20 protein-coding genes are annotated in these 24,284 nt (G+C 71.6%); 16 read left to right on the top strand and 4 right to left on the bottom strand.

Annotated features, from left to right (window positions below; genetic code table 11):
• Positions 1 to 311: 311 nt before the first annotated feature.
• From ACZ6C1_RS17070 to ACZ6C1_RS17055, 4 genes are all read right to left on the bottom strand, one after another.
• Positions 312 to 2,735, bottom strand: coding sequence for a transglutaminase TgpA family protein (locus tag ACZ6C1_RS17070; protein WP_469241755.1), 2,424 nt, complete (start codon positions 2,733 to 2,735; stop codon positions 312 to 314).
• Positions 2,732 to 4,099 (bottom strand): DUF58 domain-containing protein, encoded by a 1,368-nt coding sequence (locus tag ACZ6C1_RS17065; RefSeq protein WP_469241754.1) that lies wholly within the window; start codon positions 4,097 to 4,099, stop codon positions 2,732 to 2,734. The genes ACZ6C1_RS17070 and ACZ6C1_RS17065 overlap by 4 nt, the downstream gene beginning before the upstream one ends.
• A complete protein-coding gene (locus tag ACZ6C1_RS17060; protein WP_469241753.1) occupies positions 4,099 to 5,286 on the bottom strand; it encodes an AAA family ATPase in 1,188 nt (395 codons plus the stop codon). The genes ACZ6C1_RS17065 and ACZ6C1_RS17060 overlap by 1 nt, the downstream gene beginning before the upstream one ends.
• Before the next feature lie 209 nt (positions 5,287 to 5,495).
• A complete protein-coding gene (locus ACZ6C1_RS17055; RefSeq protein ID WP_469241752.1) occupies positions 5,496 to 6,107 on the bottom strand; it encodes a beta-class carbonic anhydrase in 612 nt (203 codons plus the stop codon).
• 356 nt (positions 6,108 to 6,463) lie between these two features.
• Here ACZ6C1_RS17055 and rsmH point away from each other — a divergent pair, with 356 nt between their 5' ends.
• The 16 genes from rsmH (at position 6,464) to ACZ6C1_RS16975 (ending at position 24,164) form a co-directional block, all read left to right on the top strand.
• Positions 6,464 to 7,420 (top strand): 16S rRNA (cytosine(1402)-N(4))-methyltransferase RsmH, encoded by a 957-nt coding sequence (rsmH, locus tag ACZ6C1_RS17050; RefSeq protein WP_469241751.1) that lies wholly within the window; start codon positions 6,464 to 6,466, stop codon positions 7,418 to 7,420.
• Positions 7,421 to 7,497: 77 nt separating this feature from the next.
• The gene (ftsL, locus tag ACZ6C1_RS17045) at positions 7,498 to 7,905 is read left to right on the top strand and encodes a cell division protein FtsL (protein WP_469241750.1); all 408 of its coding nucleotides are present in this window, start codon (positions 7,498 to 7,500) and stop codon (positions 7,903 to 7,905) included.
• Positions 7,906 to 7,909: 4 nt separating this feature from the next.
• The gene (locus ACZ6C1_RS17040; protein WP_469241749.1) at positions 7,910 to 9,862 is read left to right on the top strand and encodes a peptidoglycan D,D-transpeptidase FtsI family protein; all 1,953 of its coding nucleotides are present in this window, start codon (positions 7,910 to 7,912) and stop codon (positions 9,860 to 9,862) included.
• A 17-nt stretch (positions 9,863 to 9,879) separates the two neighbouring features.
• Positions 9,880 to 11,550, top strand: a complete 1,671-nt coding sequence (locus ACZ6C1_RS17035; protein WP_469241748.1) for a UDP-N-acetylmuramoyl-L-alanyl-D-glutamate--2,6-diaminopimelate ligase — start codon at positions 9,880 to 9,882, stop codon at positions 11,548 to 11,550.
• A gap of 4 nt (positions 11,551 to 11,554) precedes the next feature.
• Complete coding sequence (locus ACZ6C1_RS17030) at positions 11,555 to 12,985, top strand: UDP-N-acetylmuramoyl-tripeptide--D-alanyl-D-alanine ligase (protein WP_469241747.1); 1,431 nt, start codon at positions 11,555 to 11,557, stop codon at positions 12,983 to 12,985.
• Entirely contained in the window at positions 12,982 to 14,052 is a 1,071-nt protein-coding gene (gene mraY, locus ACZ6C1_RS17025) for a phospho-N-acetylmuramoyl-pentapeptide-transferase (protein WP_469241746.1), read from the top strand. The genes ACZ6C1_RS17030 and mraY overlap by 4 nt, the downstream gene beginning before the upstream one ends.
• Positions 14,034 to 15,464, top strand: coding sequence for a UDP-N-acetylmuramoyl-L-alanine--D-glutamate ligase (gene murD, locus ACZ6C1_RS17020; RefSeq protein ID WP_469241745.1), 1,431 nt, complete (start codon positions 14,034 to 14,036; stop codon positions 15,462 to 15,464). Before mraY ends, murD begins: the two co-directional genes overlap by 19 nt.
• A 49-nt stretch (positions 15,465 to 15,513) precedes the next feature.
• Positions 15,514 to 16,920 (top strand): putative lipid II flippase FtsW, encoded by a 1,407-nt coding sequence (gene ftsW / locus ACZ6C1_RS17015; protein WP_469241744.1) that lies wholly within the window; start codon positions 15,514 to 15,516, stop codon positions 16,918 to 16,920.
• Between the two features lie 6 nt (positions 16,921 to 16,926).
• Positions 16,927 to 18,021 carry an undecaprenyldiphospho-muramoylpentapeptide beta-N-acetylglucosaminyltransferase gene (murG, locus tag ACZ6C1_RS17010; protein ID WP_469241743.1) on the top strand — a complete coding sequence of 365 codons (1,095 nt, stop codon included), beginning with the start codon at positions 16,927 to 16,929 and terminating at the stop codon, positions 18,019 to 18,021.
• 13 nt (positions 18,022 to 18,034) lie between these two features.
• The gene (locus ACZ6C1_RS17005) at positions 18,035 to 18,892 is read left to right on the top strand and encodes a cell division protein FtsQ/DivIB (protein WP_469241742.1); all 858 of its coding nucleotides are present in this window, start codon (positions 18,035 to 18,037) and stop codon (positions 18,890 to 18,892) included.
• Positions 18,893 to 19,170: 278 nt separating this feature from the next.
• On the top strand, positions 19,171 to 20,385 hold the full coding sequence (gene ftsZ / locus ACZ6C1_RS17000; RefSeq protein WP_469241741.1) for a cell division protein FtsZ: 1,215 nt from the start codon (positions 19,171 to 19,173) through the stop codon (positions 20,383 to 20,385).
• A gap of 30 nt (positions 20,386 to 20,415) precedes the next feature.
• Complete coding sequence (gene pgeF, locus ACZ6C1_RS16995) at positions 20,416 to 21,159, top strand: peptidoglycan editing factor PgeF (protein ID WP_469241740.1); 744 nt, start codon at positions 20,416 to 20,418, stop codon at positions 21,157 to 21,159.
• A gap of 4 nt (positions 21,160 to 21,163) precedes the next feature.
• A complete protein-coding gene (locus tag ACZ6C1_RS16990; protein WP_469241739.1) occupies positions 21,164 to 21,883 on the top strand; it encodes a YggS family pyridoxal phosphate-dependent enzyme in 720 nt (239 codons plus the stop codon).
• A gap of 142 nt (positions 21,884 to 22,025) precedes the next feature.
• A complete protein-coding gene (locus ACZ6C1_RS16985) occupies positions 22,026 to 22,652 on the top strand; it encodes a cell division protein SepF (protein WP_189548548.1) in 627 nt (208 codons plus the stop codon).
• A 69-nt stretch (positions 22,653 to 22,721) separates the two neighbouring features.
• Positions 22,722 to 23,018, top strand: a complete 297-nt coding sequence (locus ACZ6C1_RS16980; protein ID WP_073752292.1) for a YggT family protein — start codon at positions 22,722 to 22,724, stop codon at positions 23,016 to 23,018.
• A gap of 57 nt (positions 23,019 to 23,075) precedes the next feature.
• Entirely contained in the window at positions 23,076 to 24,164 is a 1,089-nt protein-coding gene (locus ACZ6C1_RS16975) for a DivIVA domain-containing protein (RefSeq protein ID WP_189548549.1), read from the top strand.
• Positions 24,165 to 24,284 lie beyond the last annotated feature (120 nt).

Below are 24,284 nucleotides of genomic sequence, written 5' to 3'. Positions count from 1 at the left end.
GCCACAGCGTGAGGTACGGGTGAGGGGCGACCGCTTCCGGGCGGCCGCCCCTCACCCATACCCGTACGCGGCCCGAAGCAGCCCCCGTGGTCCCCGGCGCCCACGTCCGTCCCGGCGCCCGCGTCCATGCCCCGCGCCCGCGTCCGTCCCGGCCCCCGAGCCGACGTCCGTCCCGGCCCCCCGCCCGCTGGCCCCCGCGGCCGAGCCGTGGCTGCGAGCCGTCGGGGCGTCGGGGCGCGGGGAACGGACAAGGCCCCGGCTCGAGAGCCGGGGCCGTCCGTGAAGGGCGCCCCAGGGCGCCCCGGGGTGGGTCAGCCGCGCTGGCGCGAGGGGCGGCGGAGGACGGAGGACCAGTGGGCCACCAGGCGGCGGCGCCGGTCGGCCCACCGGGTCGTGACCGCTGCCCAGCGGTCCGAGAGCGCCCACACCACCCGGACGGTCGAGCGCGGAGCCAGCAGCGCGCGCAGCCGGGCGGCGCGACCGACCCCCGCGGCCAGACCCTCACGGATCCGGGCGGCGTCCTCAGCCAGCCCGGCCACGGGGTGCGGCTGCGGGGCGTACAGGACCTGCTCCACCGCACCGGCCACCCGGTGCACCGCCTCGGCCGGTGCGCCCTCCAGCTTGCCCAGCAGGATGAGCCGCACGGCCGTCTTGCGCGGCGTCAGCGACTCGTCCGGCAGGATGCCGTAGTCCCAGGCCGTGTCGAGGATCTCCTTCCAGGCCGCCAGCGTCCGGGCGGCCACCTCCTCGGCACCGCGCCCGGCGGAACCCAGGCGCCGGGCCCGTACCCGCAGGCGCCACAGCAGTGGCAGCAGCGGTATCAGCACCACCGCCGCGACCCCCGCGGCGACCAGCAGGATCGTGGTCAGCGGCGGGCCCGAGTCGGCCGGCGCGACGGCGCCCGGCTCCTCCTCGTCACCGCACTCGCCCAGCCGCCGCGCCTGCGGCGGGCAGCTTTCCTGGGCGGAAGGCTGCGTGGACGGCACCGCGGCTGCGCTCTCCTCGGGCTGCACCGGAGTGCTCGGCCGGTCCGTCGGCGTCTCCGGCCGGGTGTACTCGGGCACCGAGCCGCGCGTCGGCGTGGGCTCGAACCGGGTCCACCCCACGCCCTCGAAGTACAGCTCGGGCCAGGCGTGGGCGTCACGGATGCCGACCGACATCGTGCGGCTGCCCTGGGGGACACCCGGTGTGAACCCGACCGCGACCCGCGCCGGGATCTCCAGCGTCCGGGCCATCGCCGCCATCGCGAAGGAGAAGTGGACGCAGAACCCTTCCTTGTCCCGCAGGAACTGTGAGATCGCCGTGGGACCCGTACCCGACGAGACCTCGGTGTCGTAGCGGAATCCGCCCTCCACGGCGAACCAGTCCTGGAGTTTGACGGCCCGCTCGTAGTCGTTCGCCGCGTCCTTGGTCACCCGCAGCGCGGTCGACTTCACGTCCGGCGGCAGTGTCGTGGGCAGCTTGGTGTAGTCGCGCGCCAGGGCCTCCGGAGCGGCCGGCGCGTTGGCCAGCTGCTGCCGGGTCGGGTTCACGACCAGGCTGTTCACCGAGTACTGCACGCCCTTGGTGGTCTGGTCCTTGTCGCCGACGAGCGTGCGTCCGAGCGGCTCGTACCGCCAGCGTCCGTTGATCTCCACCTGGGTCGCCGGATAGGGCAGCGGCAGCCACGTCTGCTCGTAGGTGCCGGACGCGGAGATGGTGGTCGTGATCTCCGAGGTGCTGACGCTCCCGCTCAGCCCGGCCGGTTGCGGAAGCCGCTCGGGTACGTCGCCGAGCGGGCGCTCGGCGAGCTTCCAGGACGCACCGTCGAAATCGTCGAGCGACGTCAGGCGCAGATACAGCCCGGAGGTCTCCTCCGCGTTGGTGCTGTACCGCAGCACCTCGCGGTCCTCGGGCTGGTTCAGGTTGTTCTGGAGGGACACCAGAGGGTTGACCGCGTCGATCGTGCCCCCGCCACCACCGCCCGTGGAGCCCGCGCCGCCCAGCAGCCCGCCGCTGAGCGACGGCAGCGCGGCGGGCACGACCAGCGCGATGCCCAGGGCCACCACGCCGATCCGCCGCCCGGTGCGCACCGGGGCGAGCGGCCCTCCGCCCGACGCCTTCGGCCCCACCGCGCCCCGGCCGCCCCGGGTCTGCGCCGCGCCGCCGAAGACGCGCCCCCACTGGGAGAGCCGGTCGCGGCCCTCCGCCAGCAGGAGCACCAGGTAGCCGGAGGCGGCCAGCAGGAACCACAGCCAGCTCGCGCCGCCGCCCGACAGCCCGGCGGCGACCGAGTACAGCGCCAGCAGCGGCAGCCCCGCCGGAGCCGCGCTGCGGAACGTCACCGCGAGGGCGTCGACCGCCAGCCCGATCATCAGCACGCCGCCGACCAGCATCAGCCGGATGCCGTCCGTCGCGGGCGCCGGGATCGCGTACTGCCCGACGTCGTCCGCGCCCTCCGTCAGCAGGAGACCGAACCGCTGGACGGCGTCCGGACCGGGAAGGAACCCGGCGAGCGCCTGGTCCCGGGCGAAGACGACCGTCAGCGCCACCAGGGCCACCAGGGCCTGGACGGACACCGTCAGTGCCCGGGCCGACGACCACCGGCGCACCAGCGCGCCCGCCCCGCTCTGGACCGCCACCAGCACCGCGGCCTGGACGATCCACGTGGCCGGATCGACCAGCGGCAGCAACGCACCCGCCGCCATCAGCGTGGCGGCGAAGGCGCACAGCGCCAGCCTCCCGCGACCGCTCATGACCAACCCCCCGATACCCCAGTCATACCGCTCGTACCGCTGCCCGCCGCATCCGATCCGCCGCCGGCCCGGCCCGCGTGCCGCCACAGCTCGGCGAGCGACGCGCCCGGCGGAACGGCCACCGCGGTCCATCCCGCGTCGCGCAGCCGCCGCAGTCTGTCCTCCACGGCCCCGGCCACCGCGCCGCCGGTCAGCCACGTACCGCTGTCCAGGACGAAGGCGACGGCCGCGCCGCTGCGCTGCCGCATCCGGGCGGCCACCGCCGCCTGCTCCTCGTCCAGGTCACCGATGAAGGCGACCAGCAGTCCCTCGTTCCCACCGCGCAGCAGGTCGTACGCGCGCGAGAGGCCCGCCCCGTCGGAGTGGTCGACGACCGCGAGGGTGTCCATCATCAGGCCCGCCGCGTCGGCGGAGTCCTGTCCCGACCCGGTGAACCCGTCGGACCCGTCGCCGGGCAGCGGGCTCCCCTCGTCGGTCAGAAGCCGCACCGCGAAGCCCTGCTCCAGCATGTGCACCAGCACGGAGGCCGCGCCGGACACCGCCCACTCGAAGGCGCAGTCCGGCCCGGAGCCCTGGTAGGCCACCTCCCGGGTGTCGAGGAGGACCGTGCACCTGGCCCGCTGCGGCTGCTCCTCGCGGCGCACCATCAGCTCGCCGTACCGTGCGGTGGACCGCCAGTGGACGCGCCGCAGGTCGTCGCCGTAGCGGTACTCGCGTGGGATCACGTCGTCCTCGCCGGCCAGCGCCAGCGAGCGCTGCCGCCCCTCGCCGTACCCCGACGCGTCGCCGGGCAGCCGTCCCGGCGGCAGCGGCTCGGTGCGCGGTATGACCGTGAGCATGTCGTAGGCACTGAAGGACCGGGTCAGCTCGCACATGCCGAACGGGTCGCTCAGGCGGAGCTGGAGCGGCCCGAGCGGATAGCGCCCGCGCAGGTCCGAGCGGACCCGGTAGGACACCTCGCGGCGCCCGCCCGCCTCCACCCGGTCCAGCACGAACCGGGGCCGCGGCCCCAGGACGTACGGCACGTGGTCCTGGAGCATCAGCAGCCCCGTGGGCAGCCGTGAGATGTTCTCCATGCGCAGGTGCACGCGCGCCTCGGCCCCGGCCGGTACCCGCTGCGGCGACAGCCGCCGGCTGCCGGCCACCTGGTAGCGGGTGCGGTACAGCACGAGGACGCAGACCAGCGGCAGGACGGCGAGCAGCAGCCCGACGCGCAGCAGGTCTCCCTGGCCCAGCACGTACGCGCAGATCGCCGCGGCGACGCCGGCCGCCAGGAACGACCGGCCGCGCGTGGTCAGCCCGCCGAGGGCGGCCCGCACCCCGCCCGCGTGCTCTTCCCGGGCGGTGGGCCCCCCGGCCGCCATCACAGCCGCCGTGCGCCGGGCTGCTGCTGGCCGTACAGCGGGGCGCCCTCACCCGGACCGCCCTGCATCCGACCGCCGCCCATCTGACCACCGGACATCTGACCGCCCGGTACCTGGCCACCGGACATCCGGCCGCCGGACATGGGAGTGCCGCCGGACAGGTGGGTGCCGCCGGACAGCGGGGAGCCGGACCTCGGGCCGCCGTTCGGCGCGGCGGGCGGTGCCGCCGTCGGCACGGGCGTGCGCTGGAGGATGTCCCGCACGACCTGCTCCGAGGTGCGCCGGTTCAGCTGGGCCTGGGCGGTGGGCAGCAACCGGTGCGCCAGCACGGCGACGGCCAGCGCCTGGACGTCGTCCGGCAGCGCGTACTCCCGGCCGCTCAGCGCGGCGGACGCCTTCGCGGCGCGCAGCAGGTGCAGCGTGGCGCGCGGCGAGGCACCGAGCCGGAGGTCCGGGTGGGTACGGGTGGCCGCGACGAGCTCTACTGCGTACCGCCGGACCGCCTCGGAGACGTGGACCGCGCGCACCGCGTCGATCAGCTTCACGATGTCGTGGGCGTGCGCCACCGGCTGGAGGTCGTCCAGCGGAGACACCCCGCCGTGCACGTCGAGCATCTGCAGTTCGGCCTCGGCGCTCGGGTAACCGATGGAGACCCGGGCCATGAAACGGTCGCGCTGGGCCTCGGGCAGCGGGTAGGTGCCCTCCATCTCGACCGGGTTCTGCGTGGCCACCACCATGAAGGGGCTGGGCAGTTCGTAGGTCTGCCCGTCCATGGTGACCTGGCGCTCCTCCATCGACTCCAGCAGCGCCGACTGGGTCTTGGGCGAGGCGCGGTTGATCTCGTCACCGATCACGATCTGCGCGAAGATCGCACCGGGCTTGAACTCGAACTCGCGCCGCTGCTGGTCGTAGATCGAGACACCGGTGATGTCCGACGGCAGCAGGTCGGGCGTGAACTGGATACGCCGCACGGAGCAGTCGATCGACCGTGCCAGCGCTTTTGCCAGCATGGTCTTGCCGACGCCGGGGACATCCTCGATCAGGAGGTGTCCCTCGGCGAGCAGCACGGTCAGCGAAAGCCGTACGACCTCAGGCTTGCCCTCGATCACACCCTCCACCGACCTGCGGACCCGTTCCGCTGTGGTGGTCAGATCTGTGAGGCTCGCTCGATCGTCATAGGTCGTCACACGGCCCTCCTCGGCCCGTTCCATGGGCCGTGCGCGACTGACGGCACGGTCCACCCTTGAAACACGGACACCGTCTCCGAACCATTCAGGAGTGGTGCCACCCCCGCATTCTTGTTGCCGTTGGCCGTACGTGTCACTTGGCTGTGGACAACCGCATGCGATATGTCGGGGATGGCACGATCCGGGCGGGTGTTCGATGCCGAGAAATCTCAGGAAGCAGGGTCGATCTCGCGCAGGAGTCCCGTCTTCACGTCGAAGACGAAGCCCCGGACGTCGTCGGTGTGCGGCAGGAACGGTGAGGTGCGCACCCGCTGCATGGACTGGCGTACGTCCTGGTCGACATCGCGGAACGACTCCACCGCCCAGGCCGGCCGCTGGCCGACCTCCTGCTCCAGCTCGTGCCGGAAGTCCTCGGTGAGGGACTCCAGGCCGCAGCCGGTGTGGTGCACCAGCACCACCGCGCGCGTGCCGAGCGCGCGCTGGCTGATGGTCAGCGAGCGGATCACGTCGTCGGTGACGACCCCGCCCGCGTTCCGGATGGTGTGACAGTCGCCCAGCTGCAGGCCGAGGGCCGCGTGCAGGTCGAGCCGGGCGTCCATACACGCGACGACGGCGACCCGCAGCACGGGGCGGGCGTCCATTCCGGGGTCGGTGAAGTCTGCGGCGTAGCGACGGTTGGCCTCGACGAGACGGTCCGTGACCGAACCGCCGTCGTGTATCGGAGTCGGCGAGGGGTGCGCGGATGCGGAAGTCGACATGGCTAAGACGTTAATGGTCACCGGCCGCCGCGGCTCGCTGTGAGAGGGGACAAAGAACATCAACGCACCTTGTTGTGAGGTAACCCACAGAGGTCAGTGGCGCGCCACTATTCGGGTGAGTCGTCCTTGATTGCTCCCTCGCACGGCCGCCCCGCGCGACGCGCTGCCCGGTTGATTGACCGGGCGGGGGAGTGGACTAAAGTGGCGCGAAGTTCACGGAGACATTGAGCGAATCCCAGCGAATCCGCAGTTTCTCCCCCGCGTGTGCGGCGGTACGTACGGCTCGGCCTCCTCCCGCTCGCCGGTCGGCCGACGCCCCTTTCCGGCGCCGGCGGCTTCCTGGGCGGGCGGGGACCCGGCAGTACGGACGCCGCGCCGAATCTGAGAGGGCGCATGAGCGAGCGCAGCGAGGGTCGCGCATGAGCGAGACCCGACACGTCCCGGTGATGCTCCAGCGGTGCCTGGACCTGCTGGCACCCGCACTGGGGCAGCCGGGTGCGGTGGTCGTCGACTGCACCCTGGGGCTCGGCGGCCACAGCGAGGCGCTGCTGACCCGGTTCCCCGAGGCCCGGCTGATCGCGCTCGACCGGGACAAGGAAGCGCTGCGGCTCTCCGGTGAACGGCTCGCGAGGTTCGGCGACCGCGCCACCCTCGTCCACGCCGTGTACGACGAGCTGCCCGGCGTACTGGACCGGCTCGGCGTGCCACGCGTCCAGGGCGTCCTGTTCGACCTCGGCGTCTCCTCCATGCAGCTCGACGAGGCCGACCGGGGTTTCGCGTACGCCCAGGACGCCCCGCTCGACATGCGCATGGACCAGACGACCGGCATCAGCGCCGCGGAGGTCCTCAACACCTACCCGCCCGGCGAGCTGGTCCGCATCCTGCGCCAGTACGGCGAGGAGAAGCAGGCCAAGCGGATCGTGGGGGCGATCGTCAGGGAACGGGAGAAGGAACCCTTCACCAACAGCGCCCGGCTCGTCGAACTGATCCGTGACGCCCTGCCGCAGGCCGCCAAGCGGACCGGGGGCAACCCCGCCAAGCGGACCTTCCAGGCCCTCCGGATCGAGGTCAACGGCGAGCTGTCCGTGCTGGAGCGGGCCGTCCCCGCCGCGGTGAAGGCCCTCGCCGTCGGCGGCCGGATCGCCGTCCTGTCGTACCACTCGCTGGAGGACCGGCTGGTCAAGCAGGTCTTCGCGGCCGGCGCCACCAGTACCGCGCCGCCCGGGCTGCCCGTCGTGCCGGAGCGCTACCAGCCGAAGCTCACGCTGCTGACGCGCGGCGCCGAGCTGCCCACGGAGGAAGAGGTCGCCGAGAACCGCCGGGCCGCCCCCGCCAGGCTGCGGGGCGCCGAGCGGATCAGGGAGGACGACCTGTGAGCGGCGGATCCGGCAGCCAGCGCGGGTAGCGGCGACGTGGGGCACGAGGACGACAGCGGGGCGAACCGGGAGGACAGGTGACCAAGGCGGGACCGTTGAAGGGGCGGGCGGCGCGGCTCGCGCGGCTCATGCCGTCCGGGCCGAGCACCGCGGCCCGAACCCCCTTCGTCCTGCTGGTCGTCCTGCTCCTGGGCGGCGGCCTGATCACCCTCCTGCTGCTCAACTCCTCCCTCAACGAGGGGTCCTTCCGGCTCAGCGAGCTCAAGAAGCGGACCACCGAGCTCACCGACGAGGAGCAGGAGCTCCAGCGGGACGTGGACGACCGCTCCGCCCCCGACGCGCTGGAGCGCCGGGCCCGGGAGCTCGGCATGGTGCCCGGTGGCAGCCCCGCCTTCCTCGGCCCCGACGGCACGGTCAAGGGTGTACCCAGCACGGCGACGGCCGAGCCCGCCCCGCCCACCTCCCCGACGACGCCCGGCAGGTGACGCAGTGCCCCCCGCCCAGCCCCCACGCCGCCGCGTACCGGCCCCCGCCCGCTCCGGGCGGCCCGCGCGCCCCCCGGCCCGGCGTCCGCGTCCGGCGACCCGTCGGCCCGCCCGGGCGGGCGCCATCCGGCTCGGCAGCCCCCGGCCCCGGCTGCGGCTGGTCAGCCTCGGCCTGACGCTCGTCATGCTGGCGTTCGTCGTACGCCTCCTGCAGGTCCAGGCCGTCGACGCCGACGCGTACGCCGCCAAGGCCGAGAAGAACCGGTACCAGGAGTACACGCTGTCCGCCGAGCGCGGCGAGATCACCGACCGTGCCGGGATCGCGCTGGCCACCAGCGTCGACGCGTACGACATCACCGCCGATCCGAAGATGTTCACGCCCGAGGAGAGCAAGGCCCCCGACGCCCCGGAGCAGGCCGCCGCCCTCCTGGCGCCCATCCTGGGCAAGGACCCCGCAGAACTGATCAAAAAGCTCAAGGCACCCAAATCCCGGTACGCGTTGCTGGCACGCCGCCAGACCCCGCAGGTCTGGAACCAGATCAAGGACCTGAAGAACGTCTTCGCCGAGAAGGCCCGCACGGAGAAGAGGGGCGGCGGTACCGGCGTCAGCATCCTCGCCGGCATCTTCAACGAGCCCAGCAGCAAGCGCGTGTACCCCAACGGCAGCCTCGCCGCCGGAATACTGGGTTACGTCAACGCCGACGGCCGTGGCGGAGGCGGCCTGGAGTCCATGCTCGACAAGGAGCTGGCCGGCAAGGACGGCAAGATCAAGTACGCCCAGTCGGGCGGCCGCCGGGTGCCCACCGTCGGCGCCCGGGAGACCCCCGCCGTCCCCGGCTCCGACATCGAGCTGACCATCGACCGCGACATCCAGTGGGCCGCCCAGCAGGCCATCACCCAGCAGGTCGAGGAGTCCAAGGCGGACCGCGGCTACGTGATAGTGCAGAACGCCCGGACCGGGGAGGTCCTCGCCATGGCCAACGCGCCGGGCTTCGACCCCAACGACCTGTCCCAGGCCAACTCCGCCGCCATGGGCAACGCCGCCCTCCAGGACGCCTACGAACCGGGCTCCACGGCCAAGGTCATCTCCATGGCCGCCGTCCTGGAGGAGGGCGCGGCCACGCCCTCCACCCATGTCGTCGTCCCCAACCGGCTGCACCGGGGCGACCGGCTGTTCAAGGACGACATCGACCACCCCACCTGGCACCTCACGCTCAACGGCGTACTGGCCAAGTCCAGCAACATCGGCACCATCCTGGCCACCGGCCAGCTCGGCCCCACCCAGCCGCAGGCGAACCGGGTCCTGCACTCCTACCTGCGCAAGTTCGGCTTCGGCAGCCCCACGGGCCTCGGCTACCCCGGCGAGACCGCCGGCATCCTCGCCCGGCCGCAGGACTGGTCCACCTCGCAGCAGTACACGATCCCCTTCGGGCAGGGCCTGTCCATCAACGCCATGCAGGCGGCGTCCGTCTACTCGACGATCGCCAACGGCGGCGTGCGCATCGAGCCCACCCTCGTGCGCGGCACCAAGGGGCCGGACGGCCGCTTCACCCCGGCCCCCGCCCCCAAACAGACCAGGGTCATCAGCGAGAAGACCGCCAAGACCCTCGCCGCCATGCTCGAATCTGTCGTCGACGACCAGGAAGGCACCGGAACCAAGGCAGCCATCCCCGGCTACCGCGTCGCCGGCAAGACCGGAACCGCCAACCGCGTCGACCCCCAACTCGGCCGCTACAAGGGCTACACGGCCTCCTTCGCGGGCTTCGCACCCGCGGACGACCCCCAGATCACCGTCTACTGCGCCATCCAGAACCCCACCAGCGGCAGCTACTTCGGCGGCCAGATCTGCGGCCCCATCTACAAAAAGGTCATGGAGTTCGCACTCAAAACCCTGCAAGTCGCACCCACCGGCAAAAAAGCACCTCGAATGCCGGTCACGTTCAAACCCGGCGAGTGAGCCGGCGGGAGCAGCCAGTGACAACCATCACGCCCGACCCCGGGAACCGATCCGGCGACCGCGCTGCGCGGGCGCCCTCATTTAGCCCGATCACGGGTGCGCCCGGTACGCTCACCGCCGTGCCACACGCTGATCAGTCCCGAACCACCCCGACGGACACCCCCGCGAAACGCCCGGGGGCGCCCCGACCGGCCCAGGTCCGCCCCACATCCCTGGGCGAGCTGGCGGCCCGGATGGACATCCCGGCGCCGGGCGGCGACGCGGAGGTGACCGGCATCACGCACGACTCCCGGGCCGTACGCCCCGGCGACGTCTACGCGGCCCTGCCGGGCTCCCGCCTCCACGGCGCCGACTTCTCCAACCAGGCGGCCGACCTCGGGGCCGTCGCCATTCTCACCGACCCGTCGGGCGCCGAACGCGCCGCCGCGACCGGCCTGCCGGTCCTGGTCGCCGAGGATCCGCGCGGCCGGATGGGCGAGCTCGCAGCCGACATCTACGGCCGGCCGGGCAACGACCTGCTCCAGATCGGCATCACCGGCACGTCCGGCAAGACCACCACGGCCTATCTCGTCGAAGGCGGCCTCAAGGCCGCCGGACGGAGCACCGGGCTGATCGGCACCGTCGAGATGCGCATCGGCGACGAGCGCGTCAAGTCCGAACGGACCACCCCGGAAGCCACCGATCTCCAGGCGCTGTTCGCGGTGATGCGCGAGCGCGGTGCCGAAGCGGTCGCCATGGAGGTCTCCAGCCACGCCCTCGTGCTCGGCCGGGTCGACGGCTGCGTCTTCGACGTCGCCGTCTTCAACAACCTCAGCCCGGAGCACATGGAGTTCCACTCCGGCATGGAGGACTACTTCCAGGCCAAGGCGCAGCTCTTCACCCCGCGCCGCAGCCGCCTCGGAGTGGTCAACTTCGACGACGAGTACGGCAGGAGGCTCACCAAGGAGGCCTCCGTCCCCGTCGTCACCTTCTCCGCCGAAGGCCACCCGGACGCCGACTGGCACGCCGAGGACGTCGAAATCGGCGCCCTGGGGAGCACCTTTACCATCCACGGCCCCGAGGGCGAGCGCATCAGCGCCAAGGCCCCGCTGCCCGGCCCGTTCAACGTCGCCAACACCCTGGCCGCCGTCGTCACCCTCGCCGTGGCCGGGATCGACCCCCAGACCGCCGCCGACGGTGTCGCCGCCGTCCCCGGCGTGCCCGGCCGCCTGGAGCGCGTCGACGCCGGCCAGCCCTACCTGGCGGTCGTCGACTACGCCCACAAGACGGACGCCGTCGAATCGGTCCTTCGCGCCCTGCGCAAGGTCACCGAGGGCAGGCTGCACATCGTCCTCGGCTGCGGCGGCGACCGGGACGTCACCAAGCGCGGCCCCATGGGCGCCGCCGCCGCCCGCCTCGCCGACACCGCCGTACTGACCTCCGACAACCCCCGCTCCGAGGATCCCCTCGCGATCCTCGCCGCGATGCTCGCCGGTGCCGCGGAAGTACCGGTCCACGAACGCGGCGAGGTCGCCGTCTTCGAGGACCGGGCAGCCGCGATCGCCGCCGCCGTGGGGCGCGCCCGGCCCGGTGACACCGTGCTGGTCGCGGGCAAGGGCCACGAGCAGGGCCAGGACATCGCGGGAGTGGTACGCCCCTTCGACGACCGACAGGTCCTCCGCGAAGCAATCCAGAACAGTCAGGGATGAAGTAGTGATCGCCCTCTCCCTCGCCGAGATCGCCGAAATCGTCGGCGGGCAGTCGCACGACATACCGGATCCGGCCGTCCGCGTCACCGGTTCCGTCGTCATCGACTCCCGCCAGGTCGAGCCCGGATCGCTCTTCGCCGCCTTCGCCGGCGAGAACGTCGACGGCCACGACTACGCGGAGCGCGCCATGGACGCGGGCGCGGCGGCCGTGCTGGCCACCCGCCCCGTCGGCGTCCCCGCCATCGTCGTGGACGACGTCCAGACCGCCCTCGGCGCGCTCGCCCGCGCGGTCGTCGGGCGCCTCGGCACGCAGGTCGTCGCGCTGACCGGCTCGGCCGGCAAGACCAGCACCAAGGACCTGATCGCCCAGGTGCTCCAGCGCAAGGGCCCCACCGTCTGGACGCCCGGCTCCCTCAACAACGAGATCGGCCTGCCCCTCACCGCGCTGCGCGCGGAGAAGGCCACCGAGCACCTCGTCCTGGAGATGGGAGCGCGCGGAATCGGCCACATCCGCTACCTCACCGAGCTGACGCCACCCACGATCGGCCTCGTGCTGAACGTGGGCAGCGCGCACATCGGCGAGTTCGGCGGACGCGAGCAGATCGCCCAGGCCAAGGGCGAGCTCGTCGAGGCGCTGCCGTCCGCCCAGGAGGGCGGAATCGCGGTCCTGAACGCGGACGACCCCCTCGTACGGGCCATGGAAAAACGCACCCACGCGCGCGTGACGCTGTTCGGAGAGTCCGACGACGCCGCCGTACGTGCCGAGAATGTCCGGCTCACAGAGACCGGACAGCCCTCTTTCAGGCTTCACACACCCACCGGGTGCAGTGACGTGACCTTGCGCCTGTACGGTGAGCACCACGTGTCGAACGCGCTCGCCGCGGCCGCCGTCGCCCATGAGCTGGGCATGTCCGTCGACGAGATCGCCACCGCGCTCTCCGAGGCGGGCACCCTCTCCCGCTGGCGCATGGAGGTCACCGAGCGTCCGGACGGTGTGACGATCGTCAACGACGCCTACAACGCGAACCCCGAGTCCATGCGAGCCGCCCTGCGCGCGCTCGCGGCCATGGGCAAGGCAGCACAGGCCAAGGGGGGCCGGACGTGGGCGGTGCTCGGTCAGATGGCCGAGCTGGGGGACGAGGCGCTCGCCGAGCACGACGCGGTCGGACGGCTCGCCGTCCGGCTCAACGTCAGCAAGCTCGTCGCAGTCGGGGGCAGGGAAGCGTCCTGGCTGCAACTGGGCGCATATAACGAGGGTTCGTGGGGTGAGGAGTCGGTGCACGTGTCCGACGCACGGGCGGCGATCGACCTGTTGCGCAGTGAGCTGCGCCCGGGAGACGTCGTGCTGGTGAAGGCATCAAGGTCGGTCGGGCTCGAGCGGATCGCCCAGGCACTGCTCGAGAACACCACCGAGGGTGAGGTCACCGGCCGATGAGGCAGATCCTCTTCGCGGGAGCCATCGGGCTCTTCCTGACCCTGATCGGCACGCCGCTGCTGATCAAGCTTCTGGCCCGCAAGGGATACGGGCAGTTCATCCGGGACGACGGCCCGCGCACGCACGGGAGCAAGAAGGGCACGCCCACGATGGGCGGTATCTCCTTCATCCTGGCCACACTCATCGCGTACGCGCTCGCCAAGGTCATCACCGGTGAGGACCCGACCTACTCGGGAGTCCTGGTGCTGTTCCTGATGGCGGGCATGGGCCTCGTCGGCTTCCTCGACGACTACATCAAGATCGTCAAGCAGCGTTCGCTGGGCCTGCGGGCCAAGGCGAAGATGGCCGGCCAGCTGATCGTCGGCATCGCCTTCGCCGTCCTGTCGCTGCAGTTCGCGGACAAGCGGGGCCAGACCCCCGCCTCGACGAAGCTCTCCTTCATCACCGACTTCGGCTGGTCCATCGGACCGGTGCTGTTCGTGGTCTGGGCGCTGTTCATGATCCTGGCCATGTCCAACGGCGTGAACCTGACGGACGGCCTCGACGGCCTCGCCACCGGCGCCTCGGTGATGGTCTTCGGCGCGTACACCTTCATCGGGCTGTGGCAGTTCCAGGAGTCGTGCGCCAACGCCGACACCCTGACCAACCCCAACGCCTGCTTCGAGGTGCGCGACCCGCTCGACCTCGCCGTCGTCGCGTCCGCCCTGATGGGTGCCTGCTTCGGCTTCCTGTGGTGGAACACCTCGCCCGCGAAGATCTTCATGGGTGACACCGGTTCGCTCGCCCTCGGAGGCGCGCTCGCGGGCCTCGCGATCTGCTCCCGTACGGAGCTGCTGCTGGCCCTCCTGGGCGGCCTGTTCGTCCTCATCACCCTCTCCGTCGTCATCCAGGTCGGTTCGTTCCGGATGACCGGGAAGCGGGTCTTCCGGATGGCACCGCTCCAGCACCACTTCGAACTCAAGGGCTGGTCCGAGGTCCTCGTGGTGGTCCGTTTCTGGATCATTCAGGGCATGTGCGTCATCGTGGGACTCGGCCTCTTCTACGCGGGATGGGCAGCCGACAAGTGAGTACCTCCTGGCAGGGCAAGAACGTCACCGTCGCCGGTCTGGGCGTGAGCGGCATCCCCGCCGCCCGCGTCCTCGCCGGCCTGGGCGCGCGGGTCACGGTCGTCAACGACGGCGACGACGAACGCTCGCGGGCGCAGGCGGCGCAGCTGGAGGCGGAGGGCATCACCGTCCGCCTCGGCGACGGCGCGACCCTGCCGGAGGGCACCGAACTGGTCGTCACCACGCCCGGCTGGCAGCCCGACAAGCCGCTGTTCACCGCGGCCGCGGAGGCGGGCGTGGAGGTCTGGGGCGACGTCGAGCTGGCGTGGCGGCTCCGGGGCCCCGACGCCGCGCCGTGGCTCGCGGTCACCGGCACCAACGGCAAGACCACGACCGTGCGGATGCTCGCCGCCATCCTGGAGGCGGCGGGCCTGAGGACCGCCGCCGTCGGGAACATCGGCGTGTCCCTCCTGGACGCCGTCCTCGGCGAGGAGGAGTACGACGTCCTCGCCGTCGAGCTGTCCAGCTACCAACTGCACTGGGCGCCCTCCGTCCGGGCCCACTCCGCCGTCGTGCTGAACCTGGCCCCGGACCACCTCGACTGGCACGGCTCCATGCAGGCGTACGCCGCCGACAAGGGCCGCATCTACGAGGGCAACCGGATCGCCTGCGTCTACAACGTCGCCGACAAGGCCACCGAGGACCTGGTGCGCGAGGCCGACGTCGAGGAGGGCTGCCGCGCCATCGGCTTCACCCTCGGTACGCCCGGGCCCTCCCAGGTCGGGATCGTGGACGACATCCTGGTGGACCGGGCCTTCGTCGAGAACCGGCAGAAGCAGGCCCAGGAGCTCGCCCAGATCTCCGACGTCAACCCGCCGGCCCCGCACAACATCGCCAACGCGCTCGCCGCGGCCGCCCTGGCCCGCGCCTTCGGCGTCCCGGCCACCGCCGTGCGGGACGGACTGCGGGCCTTCCGGCCCGACCCGCACCGCATCGAGCTGGTCGAGGAGATCGAAGGCGTCCGTTACGTCGACGACTCCAAGGCCACCAACACGCACGCCGCAGAGGCGTCGCTGGCCGCCTACGACCCGATCGTCTGGATCGCCGGCGGCCTCGCCAAGGGGGCGACCTTCGACGAGCTGGTCGCCGCGGCGGCGAAGCGGCTGCGCGGGGTCGTGCTCATGGGCGCCGACCGCGCCCTGATCCGGGAAGCCCTCGCGCGACACGCCCCCGAAGTGCCGGTCGTCGACCTCGACCGGACCGACACTGGGGCGATGCCGGAGGCGGTCCGGGAAGCGGCACGGCTCGCACAGCCCGGGGACACGGTCCTGCTCGCCCCCGCCTGCGCCTCGATGGACATGTTCGTCAACTACAACAAGCGGGGCGAGGCGTTCGCGGACGCGGTCCGCGCACTCGCCGCCGAGCGCGCCTGACAGCCACCAGGTCCGGCCGCGCCGGGCACGACTGGAGGGGACAGCGATCATGCCGGCCGACCACGCCGCCGCGTACGCACCGCACCGCGTCAGCCTCGCGGGTCTCGCCCTGCGCGGCCGGACCGCCGGCCTCCGGCGGCCCCCCGCCGCCCGCAGGACGGCCGGCCGCGGCCGAAGGATCCCCGCCCCCCGCCCGCCGCGCGGGAGCGGGGTGCGCGGCCTCTACGAGCGGGCGCGGAGGGCCTGGGACCGCCCCCTGACCGCGTACTACGTGATCCTCGGCGCCAGCCTGCTGATCACCGTCCTGGGCCTGGTGATGGTCTACTCGGCGTCACAGATCAAGGCCCTGGAGCTGTCGCTCTCCGACACGTACTTCTTCCGCAAGCAGTTCCTGGCCGCCGCCATCGGTACCGGGCTGCTGCTGTTCGCCTCCCGGGTCCCGGCCAAGCTGCACCGGGCGCTCGCCTACCCGCTGCTGGTGGGCACCGTCTTCCTGATGGTGCTCGTCCAGATTCCCGGGATAGGGCATTCCGTCAACGGCAACCAGAACTGGATCTACCTCGGCGGCCCGTTCCAGCTCCAGCCCAGCGAGTTCGGCAAGCTGGCGCTGATCCTGTGGGGTGCGGACCTGCTCGCCCGCAAACAGGACAAACGGCTGCTGACCCAGTGGAAGCACCTTCTGGTGCCGCTCGTCCCCGTCGCCTTCATGCTGCTGGGGCTGATCATGCTGGGCGGTGACATGGGCACCGCGATCATCCTCACCGCGATCCTCTTCGGGCTGCTCTGGCTGGCCGGTGCGCCCACCCGGATGTTCGTGGGGGTGCTGGCGGTGGCGGCCGCCATCGGCGTGATGCTGATCAGGACCAGCGAGAACCGGATGGCGAGGCTCGCCTGCATCGGCGCCACCGAGCCGGGGCCCGGGGACGCGTGCTGGCAGGCAGTGCACGGGATCTATGCTCTGGCGTCGGGCGGATGGTTCGGTTCCGGACTGGGCGCGAGTGTGGAAAAATGGGGCCAACTCCCCGAACCTCACACCGACTTCATCTTCGCCATCACCGGGGAGGAACTGGGGCTGGCGGGGACGCTGTCGGTACTCGCCCTGTTCGCGGCTCTAGGCTATGCGGGTATCCGCGTGGCCGGACGCACGGAGGATCCCTTCGTGAGGTATGCCGCGGGAGGCGTGACCACCTGGATCACGGCGCAGGCCGTGGTCAACATCGGTGCGGTGCTCGGCCTGCTGCCGATCGCCGGGGTCCCGCTCCCGCTGTTCTCCTACGGAGGTTCCGCCCTGCTGCCGACCATGTTCGCCGTCGGTCTGCTCATCGCCTTCGCGCGAGAGGAGCCCGCGGCGAAGGCGGCCCTGGCCATGCGACAGCCTGGTCTCGGCACATGGGCCGGGGTGAGTTGGAAGTCGATGCGACGGCGCGTCAAGAAGCGTCCGTCCGGAGAGCGGTGAATTTCGGTGCATGTCGTACTCGCCGGTGGGGGGACCGCCGGCCACATCGAGCCCGCGCTCGCCCTCGCGGACGCCCTGCGCAGGCAGGACCCGACCGTGGGGATCACGGCCCTCGGCACGGAGCGGGGTCTGGAGACCCGTCTCGTACCGGAGCGGGGCTACGAGCTGGCGCTCATCCCCGCCGTCCCGTTGCCTCGCAAGCCCACACCCGAGCTGATCACCGTCCCGGGGCGGCTGCGCGGCACCATCAAGGCCGCCGAGCAGATCCTGGAGCGCACCAAGGCCGACTGCGTCGTCGGCTTCGGCGGCTACGTGGCACTGCCCGGCTACCTGGCCGCCAAGCGGCTCGGCGTGCCGATCGTGGTCCACGAGGCCAACGCCCGGCCCGGTCTCGCCAACAAGATCGGTTCGCGGTACGCGGCCGGGGTCGCCGTCGCCACGCCCGACAGCAAGCTCCGCAACGCCCGCTACATCGGCATCCCGCTGCGGCACACCATCGCCACCCTCGACCGTGCCCGGGTCCGCCCCGAGGCGCGTGCCGCGTTCGGCCTGGACCCGAACCTGCCGACGCTGCTGGTCTCCGGCGGCTCGCAGGGCGCCCGCCGGCTCAACGAGGTGATCCAGCAGGTCGCTCCGGTCCTCCAGCGCTCCGGCATCCAGATCCTGCACGCGGTCGGCCCGAAGAACGAACTGCCGCACGTCGACAACATGCCCGGTATGCCGCCCTACATCCCGGTACCGTACGTGGACCGGATGGATCTCGCGTACGCCGCGGCCGACATGATGCTGTGCCGCGCGGGCGCGATGACCGTCGCCGAACTCTCCGCCGTCGGGCTTCCCGCCGCCTACGTACCGCTGCCCATCGGCAACGGCGAACAGCGGCTCAACGCCCAGCCGGTGGTCAAGGCGGGCGGCGGCCTGCTGGTCGACGACGCCGAGCTGACGCCCCAGTGGGTGCAGGGCAATGTGCTCCCGGTGCTCTCCGACCCGCACCGGCTGTACGAGATGTCCCGCGCCGCCGCCGAGTTCGGCCGCCGGGACGCCGACGACCTGCTCGTCGGCATGGTCTACGAGGCGATCGCGGCACGCCACAGGGCGTGAGAAGGCAGGGAGCATGGCCGGGCCGACGACGACCACCGAGCGCGGCGCTCCGGGCCCCAGGGGGCCCAAGGGCACGAAGCCCAAGGGCGCCGGGCCCGAGCGGTCGTCCTCGGCCCGCCCCTCCCCGAGGTGGCGTCCGGGGCCGGGCGGTGGCCGCAGGCCGCTGCCCGGCCCCCGTGCGGTGCTCCTGATCGCCACCCTCCTGGTGCTCCTCGTGAGCGGAGTGTGGCTCTTCTACGGCTCCGCCTGGCTTCGGGTCGAGCAGGTCACCACCTCCGGTACGCGGGTGCTGACGCCCACCGAGGTCAAGGCGGCCGCGGCGGTGCCTGTCGGGGCCCCGCTGGTTTCGGTCGACACGGACGAGATCGAGGACCGGCTGCGGCGCGCCCTGCCCCGTATCGACTCGGTGGACGTCGTCCGCTCCTGGCCGCACGGAATCGAGCTGAACCTGGTCGAGCGCACCCCGGTGCTGCTGGTGGAAAAGGGCGGAAAGTTCACCGAAGTGGACGCGAAAGGTGTGCGTTTCGCCACGGTCGACGCGGCGAAGGCCCCCAAGGGCGTGCCCCTGCTGGAGTTGACGGCCGATCAGTCGCCCAGTCTGCGCCGCTTCGACGCCGACCGGCTGACCGCGGAGGCGGTCGGTGTGGCGGGCGATCTGCCGCCGCCGGTGGCCGGGGACGCCAAGATCCTCCGGGTCCGTTCGTACGACTCCATCACCCTGGAGTTGACCGGCGGCCGGAGCGTGGTGTGGGGCAGCGGCGAGGACGGCGAGGCGAAAGCCCGTGCGCTCCTCGCACTGATGAAAGCAGCTCCCAAAGCGGGGCACTTCGACGTGAGTGCCCCGACTGCCCCGGCGGCGTCGCGGAGTTGACGCACATATGCCCTGGCCAGCACCCTGGTTGGTCAGCGCTATGGGTGATCACATAGGGTGAAAAGAAAAACGGGAGGTTCGGCGTGTTCGTTGAACGTGCGCCACTTGTCGACTTAGTGTCCTGTTCGGAAGAGTCCAGAGAACAGAGACACTGGTAACCCTAAACTTCAACGTTAGGGTTTGGGTCGGCGTTTCGGACCGTCCCATCGGCATCCGTCGTCGCGGCGCGAGACCACCGCGAAGTGGCGACACGTAACTCGAGGCGAGAGGCCTTCGACGTGGCAGCACCGCAGAACTACCTCGCAGTCATCAAGGTCATCGGTGTCGGCGGCGGTGGTGTCAATGCCATCAACCGAATGATCGAGGTCGGTCTCAAGGGCGTCGAGTTCATCGCCATCAACACCGACGCGCAAGCTCTGTTGATGAGCGACGCCGACGTCAAGCTCGACGTCGGCCGTGAACTCACCCGCGGCCTCGGGGCCGGAGCAAACCCGGCAGTCGGTCGCAAGGCGGCAGAGGACCACCGTGAGGAGATCGAGGAGGTCCTCAAGGGGGCCGACATGGTCTTCGTCACCGCCGGCGAAGGCGGCGGCACCGGCACCGGCGGCGCGCCCGTCGTCGCCAACATCGCGCGCTCGCTGGGCGCCCTGACGATCGGTGTGGTCACCCGGCCGTTCACCTTCGAGGGCCGGCGCCGCGCCAACCAGGCGGAGGACGGCATCGCCGAGCTCCGCGAAGAGGTCGACACCCTCATCGTCATCCCGAACGACCGGCTGCTGTCCATCTCGGACCGCCAGGTCAGCGTGCTGGACGCGTTCAAGTCCGCCGACCAGGTGCTGCTCTCCGGTGTCCAGGGCATCACCGACCTCATCACCACCCCGGGCCTCATCAACCTCGACTTCGCCGACGTCAAGTCGGTCATGTCCGAGGCCGGGTCCGCGCTCATGGGCATCGGCTCGGCCCGCGGCGACGACCGCGCGGTGGCCGCCGCCGAGATGGCGATCTCCTCGCCCCTGCTGGAGGCGTCCATCGACGGCGCCCGGGGCGTGCTGCTCTCCATCTCCGGTGGCTCCGACCTCGGCCTCTTCGAGATCAACGAGGCCGCCCAGCTGGTGAGCGAGGCCGCCCACCCCGAGGCCAACATCATCTTCGGCGCCGTCATCGACGACGCCCTGGGCGACGAGGTACGGGTCACCGTGATCGCGGCCGGCTTCGACGGCGGCCAGCCGCCGGCCCGGCGCGACAACATCCTCAGCGCCGGATCCAGCAAGCGCGAGGAGCCGGCCCCCCCGGCCCGTTCGACGGAGACCCCCCGCCCGGTGAGCGGTCTCGGCACCGTCCCGGTACGCGAGGAGTCCCCGGCCCCGTCGGCCGAGCCCGCCCCGGCCGTGAACGACAGCTCCCTGTCGGTCACTCCTCCGGCGGTCCCGCCGGCCCGCCCGTACCCGGACACCTCGGCCGAAGAGCTGGACGTCCCGGACTTCCTGAAGTGACCGTGTGACGTGATAGGGCAGCACGACTCAGTGGGCGGCGCCCATTTCGCCTTCACCGATCGGTGGGGCGGGGTGAGCGCCGTTCCGTACGCAGAGCTCAACCTCGGCGGGGCGGTCGGTGACGACCCCGGGTCCGTCACCGCGAACCGTCGGCTCTCCGCCGAGTCGCTGGGGCTCGACCCGCGGCGGGTCGTGTGGATGAACCAGGTGCACGGCCGGGACGTCGTGGTGGTCGACGGGCCGTGGGCGCCGGGCGGGACCGTTCCGGCGGTGGACGGTGTCGTCACCGCCCGGCGCGGGCTCGCACTCGCGGTGCTGACCGCCGACTGCACACCCGTCCTGCTGGCCGACCCGGTCGCGGGCGTGGTGGGCGCGGCGCACGCCGGCCGCCCCGGAATGGTCGCCGGTGTCGTGCCGGCCACCGTCGAGGCCATGATCGCGCTCGGCGCCGAGGCGTCCCGGATCACCGCCCGCACCGGCCCCGCCGTGTGCGGGCGCTGCTACGAAGTCCCGGCCGCCATGCGGGACGAGGTGGCCGCCGTCGTACCGGAGGCGCACTCCGAGACGAGTTGGGGCACTCCGGCCGTCGATGTGAGCGCCGGGGTGCACGCCCAGCTGGACGCGCTGGGGGTGCGTGACCGGCGCGCGTCGGAGGTGTGCACGCTTGAATCGCGCGACCACTACTCGTACCGCCGCGACCGCACGACCGGGCGGCTCGCCGGATATGTCTGGCTCGACGGGGGCACCACCCGGCCGAAGGCTGGGGAAGGGTAAGCAGATGACGGACCGCAAGGCTCAACTCGCCGAGAACCTGGCGCGGGTGGAGGAACGTATCTCTGCCGCGTGCGCGGCGGCCGGGCGGGGGCGCGAGGACGTGACCCTGATCGTGGTCACCAAGACCTACCCGGCGAGCGACGTACGGCTGCTGCACGAGCTGGGCGTCCGGCACGTCGCCGAGAACCGGGACCAGGACGCGGCACCGAAGGCGGCCGCGTGCGCGGACCTCGATCTGACGTGGCACTTCGTCGGTCAGCTGCAGACCAATAAAGTCCGTTCTGTGGCGAGTTACGCACATGAGGTGCAGTCGGTCGACCGGCCGAAGCTCGTCACCGCGCTCTCGACCGCCGCGGTGCGCGCCGGGCGCGAGCTGGGGTGCCTGATCCAGGTCGCCCTCGACGCGGAATCCGGTGAGCGGGGGGATCGCGGTGGTGTCGCTCCGGACGGCATCGAGGAGTTGGCCGAAGCAGTGGCCGGCGCGCCGGGTCTCCGGCTCGACGGACTCATGACGGTCGCGCCACTGGCCGGGCCCTACGCGGGGAACCAACGGGCCGCATTCGATCGGCTGATGGAATTGGCATCCCGCCTGCGCGCGTCCCGTCCGGCTGCGAACATGGTGTCAGCAGGGATGAGTGCGGACCTCGAGGACGCCGTGGCGGCCGGAGCGACACATGTGCGCATCGGTACGGCGGTACTCGGAGACCGACCCCGGCTCGGGTAACGTCGCGAAGCAAGTCGGACCACAGCAGAAAATATGGTCATTTCCGCCGAACAGCGGACAGGCCTCGTGGATCGCGGGTACTTGGTGACGCTGTACCCACTAATGGTGAGGGCGATCCACCACAGAGCGGAGGACTCAGAGAATGGCCGGCGCGATGCGCAAGATGGCGGTCTACCTCGGCCTCGTGGAGGACGATGGGTACGACGGCCGGGGCTTCGACCCCGATGACGACTTCGAACCCGAACTGGAGCCGGAGCCCGAGCGCGACCGACGGCGCCACCAGCCCCCGCACCAGCCTTCGCACCAGGCGGAGCGCGAGGAGCCGGTGCGTGTCGTCCAGCAGCCGCCCGTGCAGCGCGACCCCGTTCCGCTTCCCGCTGAAAGCGGACGTCCGGCGCGAATCGCCCCCGTGGCATCCATCACACCTGAACGCCCGAGCCTGGAGAAGAACGCACCGGTGATCATGCCCAAGGTCGTGTCCGAGCGGGAGCCCTACCGCATCACCACACTTCACCCCCGGACCTACAACGAGGCCCGTACCATCGGGGAACACTTCCGCGAGGGCACGCCTGTGATCATGAACCTCACCGAGATGGACGACACGGACGCGAAGCGACTTGTCGACTTTGCCGCCGGTCTCGTCTTCGGGCTGCATGGCAGCATTGAGAGAGTGACGCAGAAGGTGTTCCTGTTGTCGCCTGCTAACGTCGATGTCACGGCGGAGGACAAGGCCCGCATCGCAGAGGGCGGATTCTTCAACCAGAGCTGAGAGCACGACACCGGGAACGGCCGGCCGGAAGGCCGGTGGACATGGGATCAGGGGAGAGGGAAGCGCGGGATGAGCGTCGCACTACAAGTGATCTACATCGCTCTGATGTGCTTCCTGGTCGTCCTGATCTTCCGGCTGGTCATGGACTATGTCTTCCAGTTCGCTCGTTCATGGCAACCCGGGAAGGCGATGGTGGTCGTTCTTGAGGCCACCTACACTGTCACCGATCCACCACTGAAGCTTCTGCGGCGGTTCATCCCGCCGTTGCGTCTCGGGGGCGTGGCACTCGACCTGTCCTTCTTCGTTCTGATGATCATCGTCTACATCCTGATCTCCATCGTGAACAGCTTCATGATGAGGGTGTGAGGGTGTAGCGATAACGGTCCTGCCGACTGCCGACGACTACGTAGAGGTGAAGGAAAGATGCCGCTGACCCCCGAGGACGTGCGGAACAAGCAGTTCACGACCGTCCGCCTCCGAGAAGGCTATGACGAGGACGAGGTCGATGCCTTCCTCGACGAGGTCGAAGCCGAACTGACGCGTCTGCTCCGTGAGAACGAGGACCTGCGCGCCAAGCTGGCCGCCGCCACGCGCGCGGCCGCGCAGAACCAGCAGCAGCAGGGTATGCGCAAGCCTCCGGAGCAGCAGGACCAGAGGCCCGTGGGCCCCGGGGCCCCCGTGCCCGCCGGGATATCGGGTCCGCCGGTCCAGCAGCAGCCCCCGCAGATGGGTCCCCCCCAGCTGCCTGGTGGTGCTCCTCAGCTGCCGGCCGGTCCCAGCCACGGGGGCCCGCAGGGCCAGCACGGCCCCGGCCCCATGCAGGGCGGCCCCATGGGCGGCCCGATGGGCGGTCCCATGGGTGGCCCCATGGGCGGTCACGGTCCGCAGATGCCGCAGCCCGGTCAGGGCCCCGGCGGCGACAGCGCGGCCCGCGTTCTCTCCCTCGCCCAGCAGACCGCCGACCAGGCGATCGCGGAGGCCCGTTCCGAGGCCAACAAGATCGTCGGCGAGGCCCGGTCGCGCGCCGAGGGCCTGGAGCGCGACGCCCGAGCCAAGGCGGACGCCCTGGAGCGGGACGCGCAGGAGAAGCACCGCGTCGCGATGGGCTCGCTGGAGTCGGCCCGCGCCACGCTGGAGCGCAAGGTCGAGGACCTGCGGGGCTTCGAGCGTGAGTACCGCACGCGCCTGAAGTCCTACCTGGAGAGCCAGCTGCGCCAGCTGGAGACCCAGGCGGACGACTCGCTGGCCCCGCCGCGGACGCCGTCCGCCGCGCCCTCGCTGCCGCCGTCCCCGTCGATGGCGTCGGCCGGCGCGAGCGCCCCGTCGTACGGCGGCAACCAGACCATGGGTGGCGGTCCGTCGATGGGCGGTGGCCCGTCCTACGGCGGCCAGCAGCAGATGTCGCCCGCGATGACGCAGCCGATGGCACCGGTGCGGCCGCAGGCGCCGCAGCCGATGCAGCAGGCTCCGTCGCCGATGCGTGGCTTCCTCATCGACGAGGACGACAACTGACGGGGGCGGATCGCGCGCCACGCGCGTAGCCGCGCTCAGTCGTCGGTAGGCAGTAGGGGGGGGGGGGGGGGGGGGGGGGGGGGGGGGGGGGAGAGCGGGAGGAGGGGGTCCGGTGGGGGT

It is taken from the genome of Streptomyces sp. NPDC041796 (genome assembly GCF_055590785.1).
The sequence above is the reverse complement of the archived record's forward strand: the minus strand, read 5'-3'. Positions and strand labels throughout refer to the sequence as shown.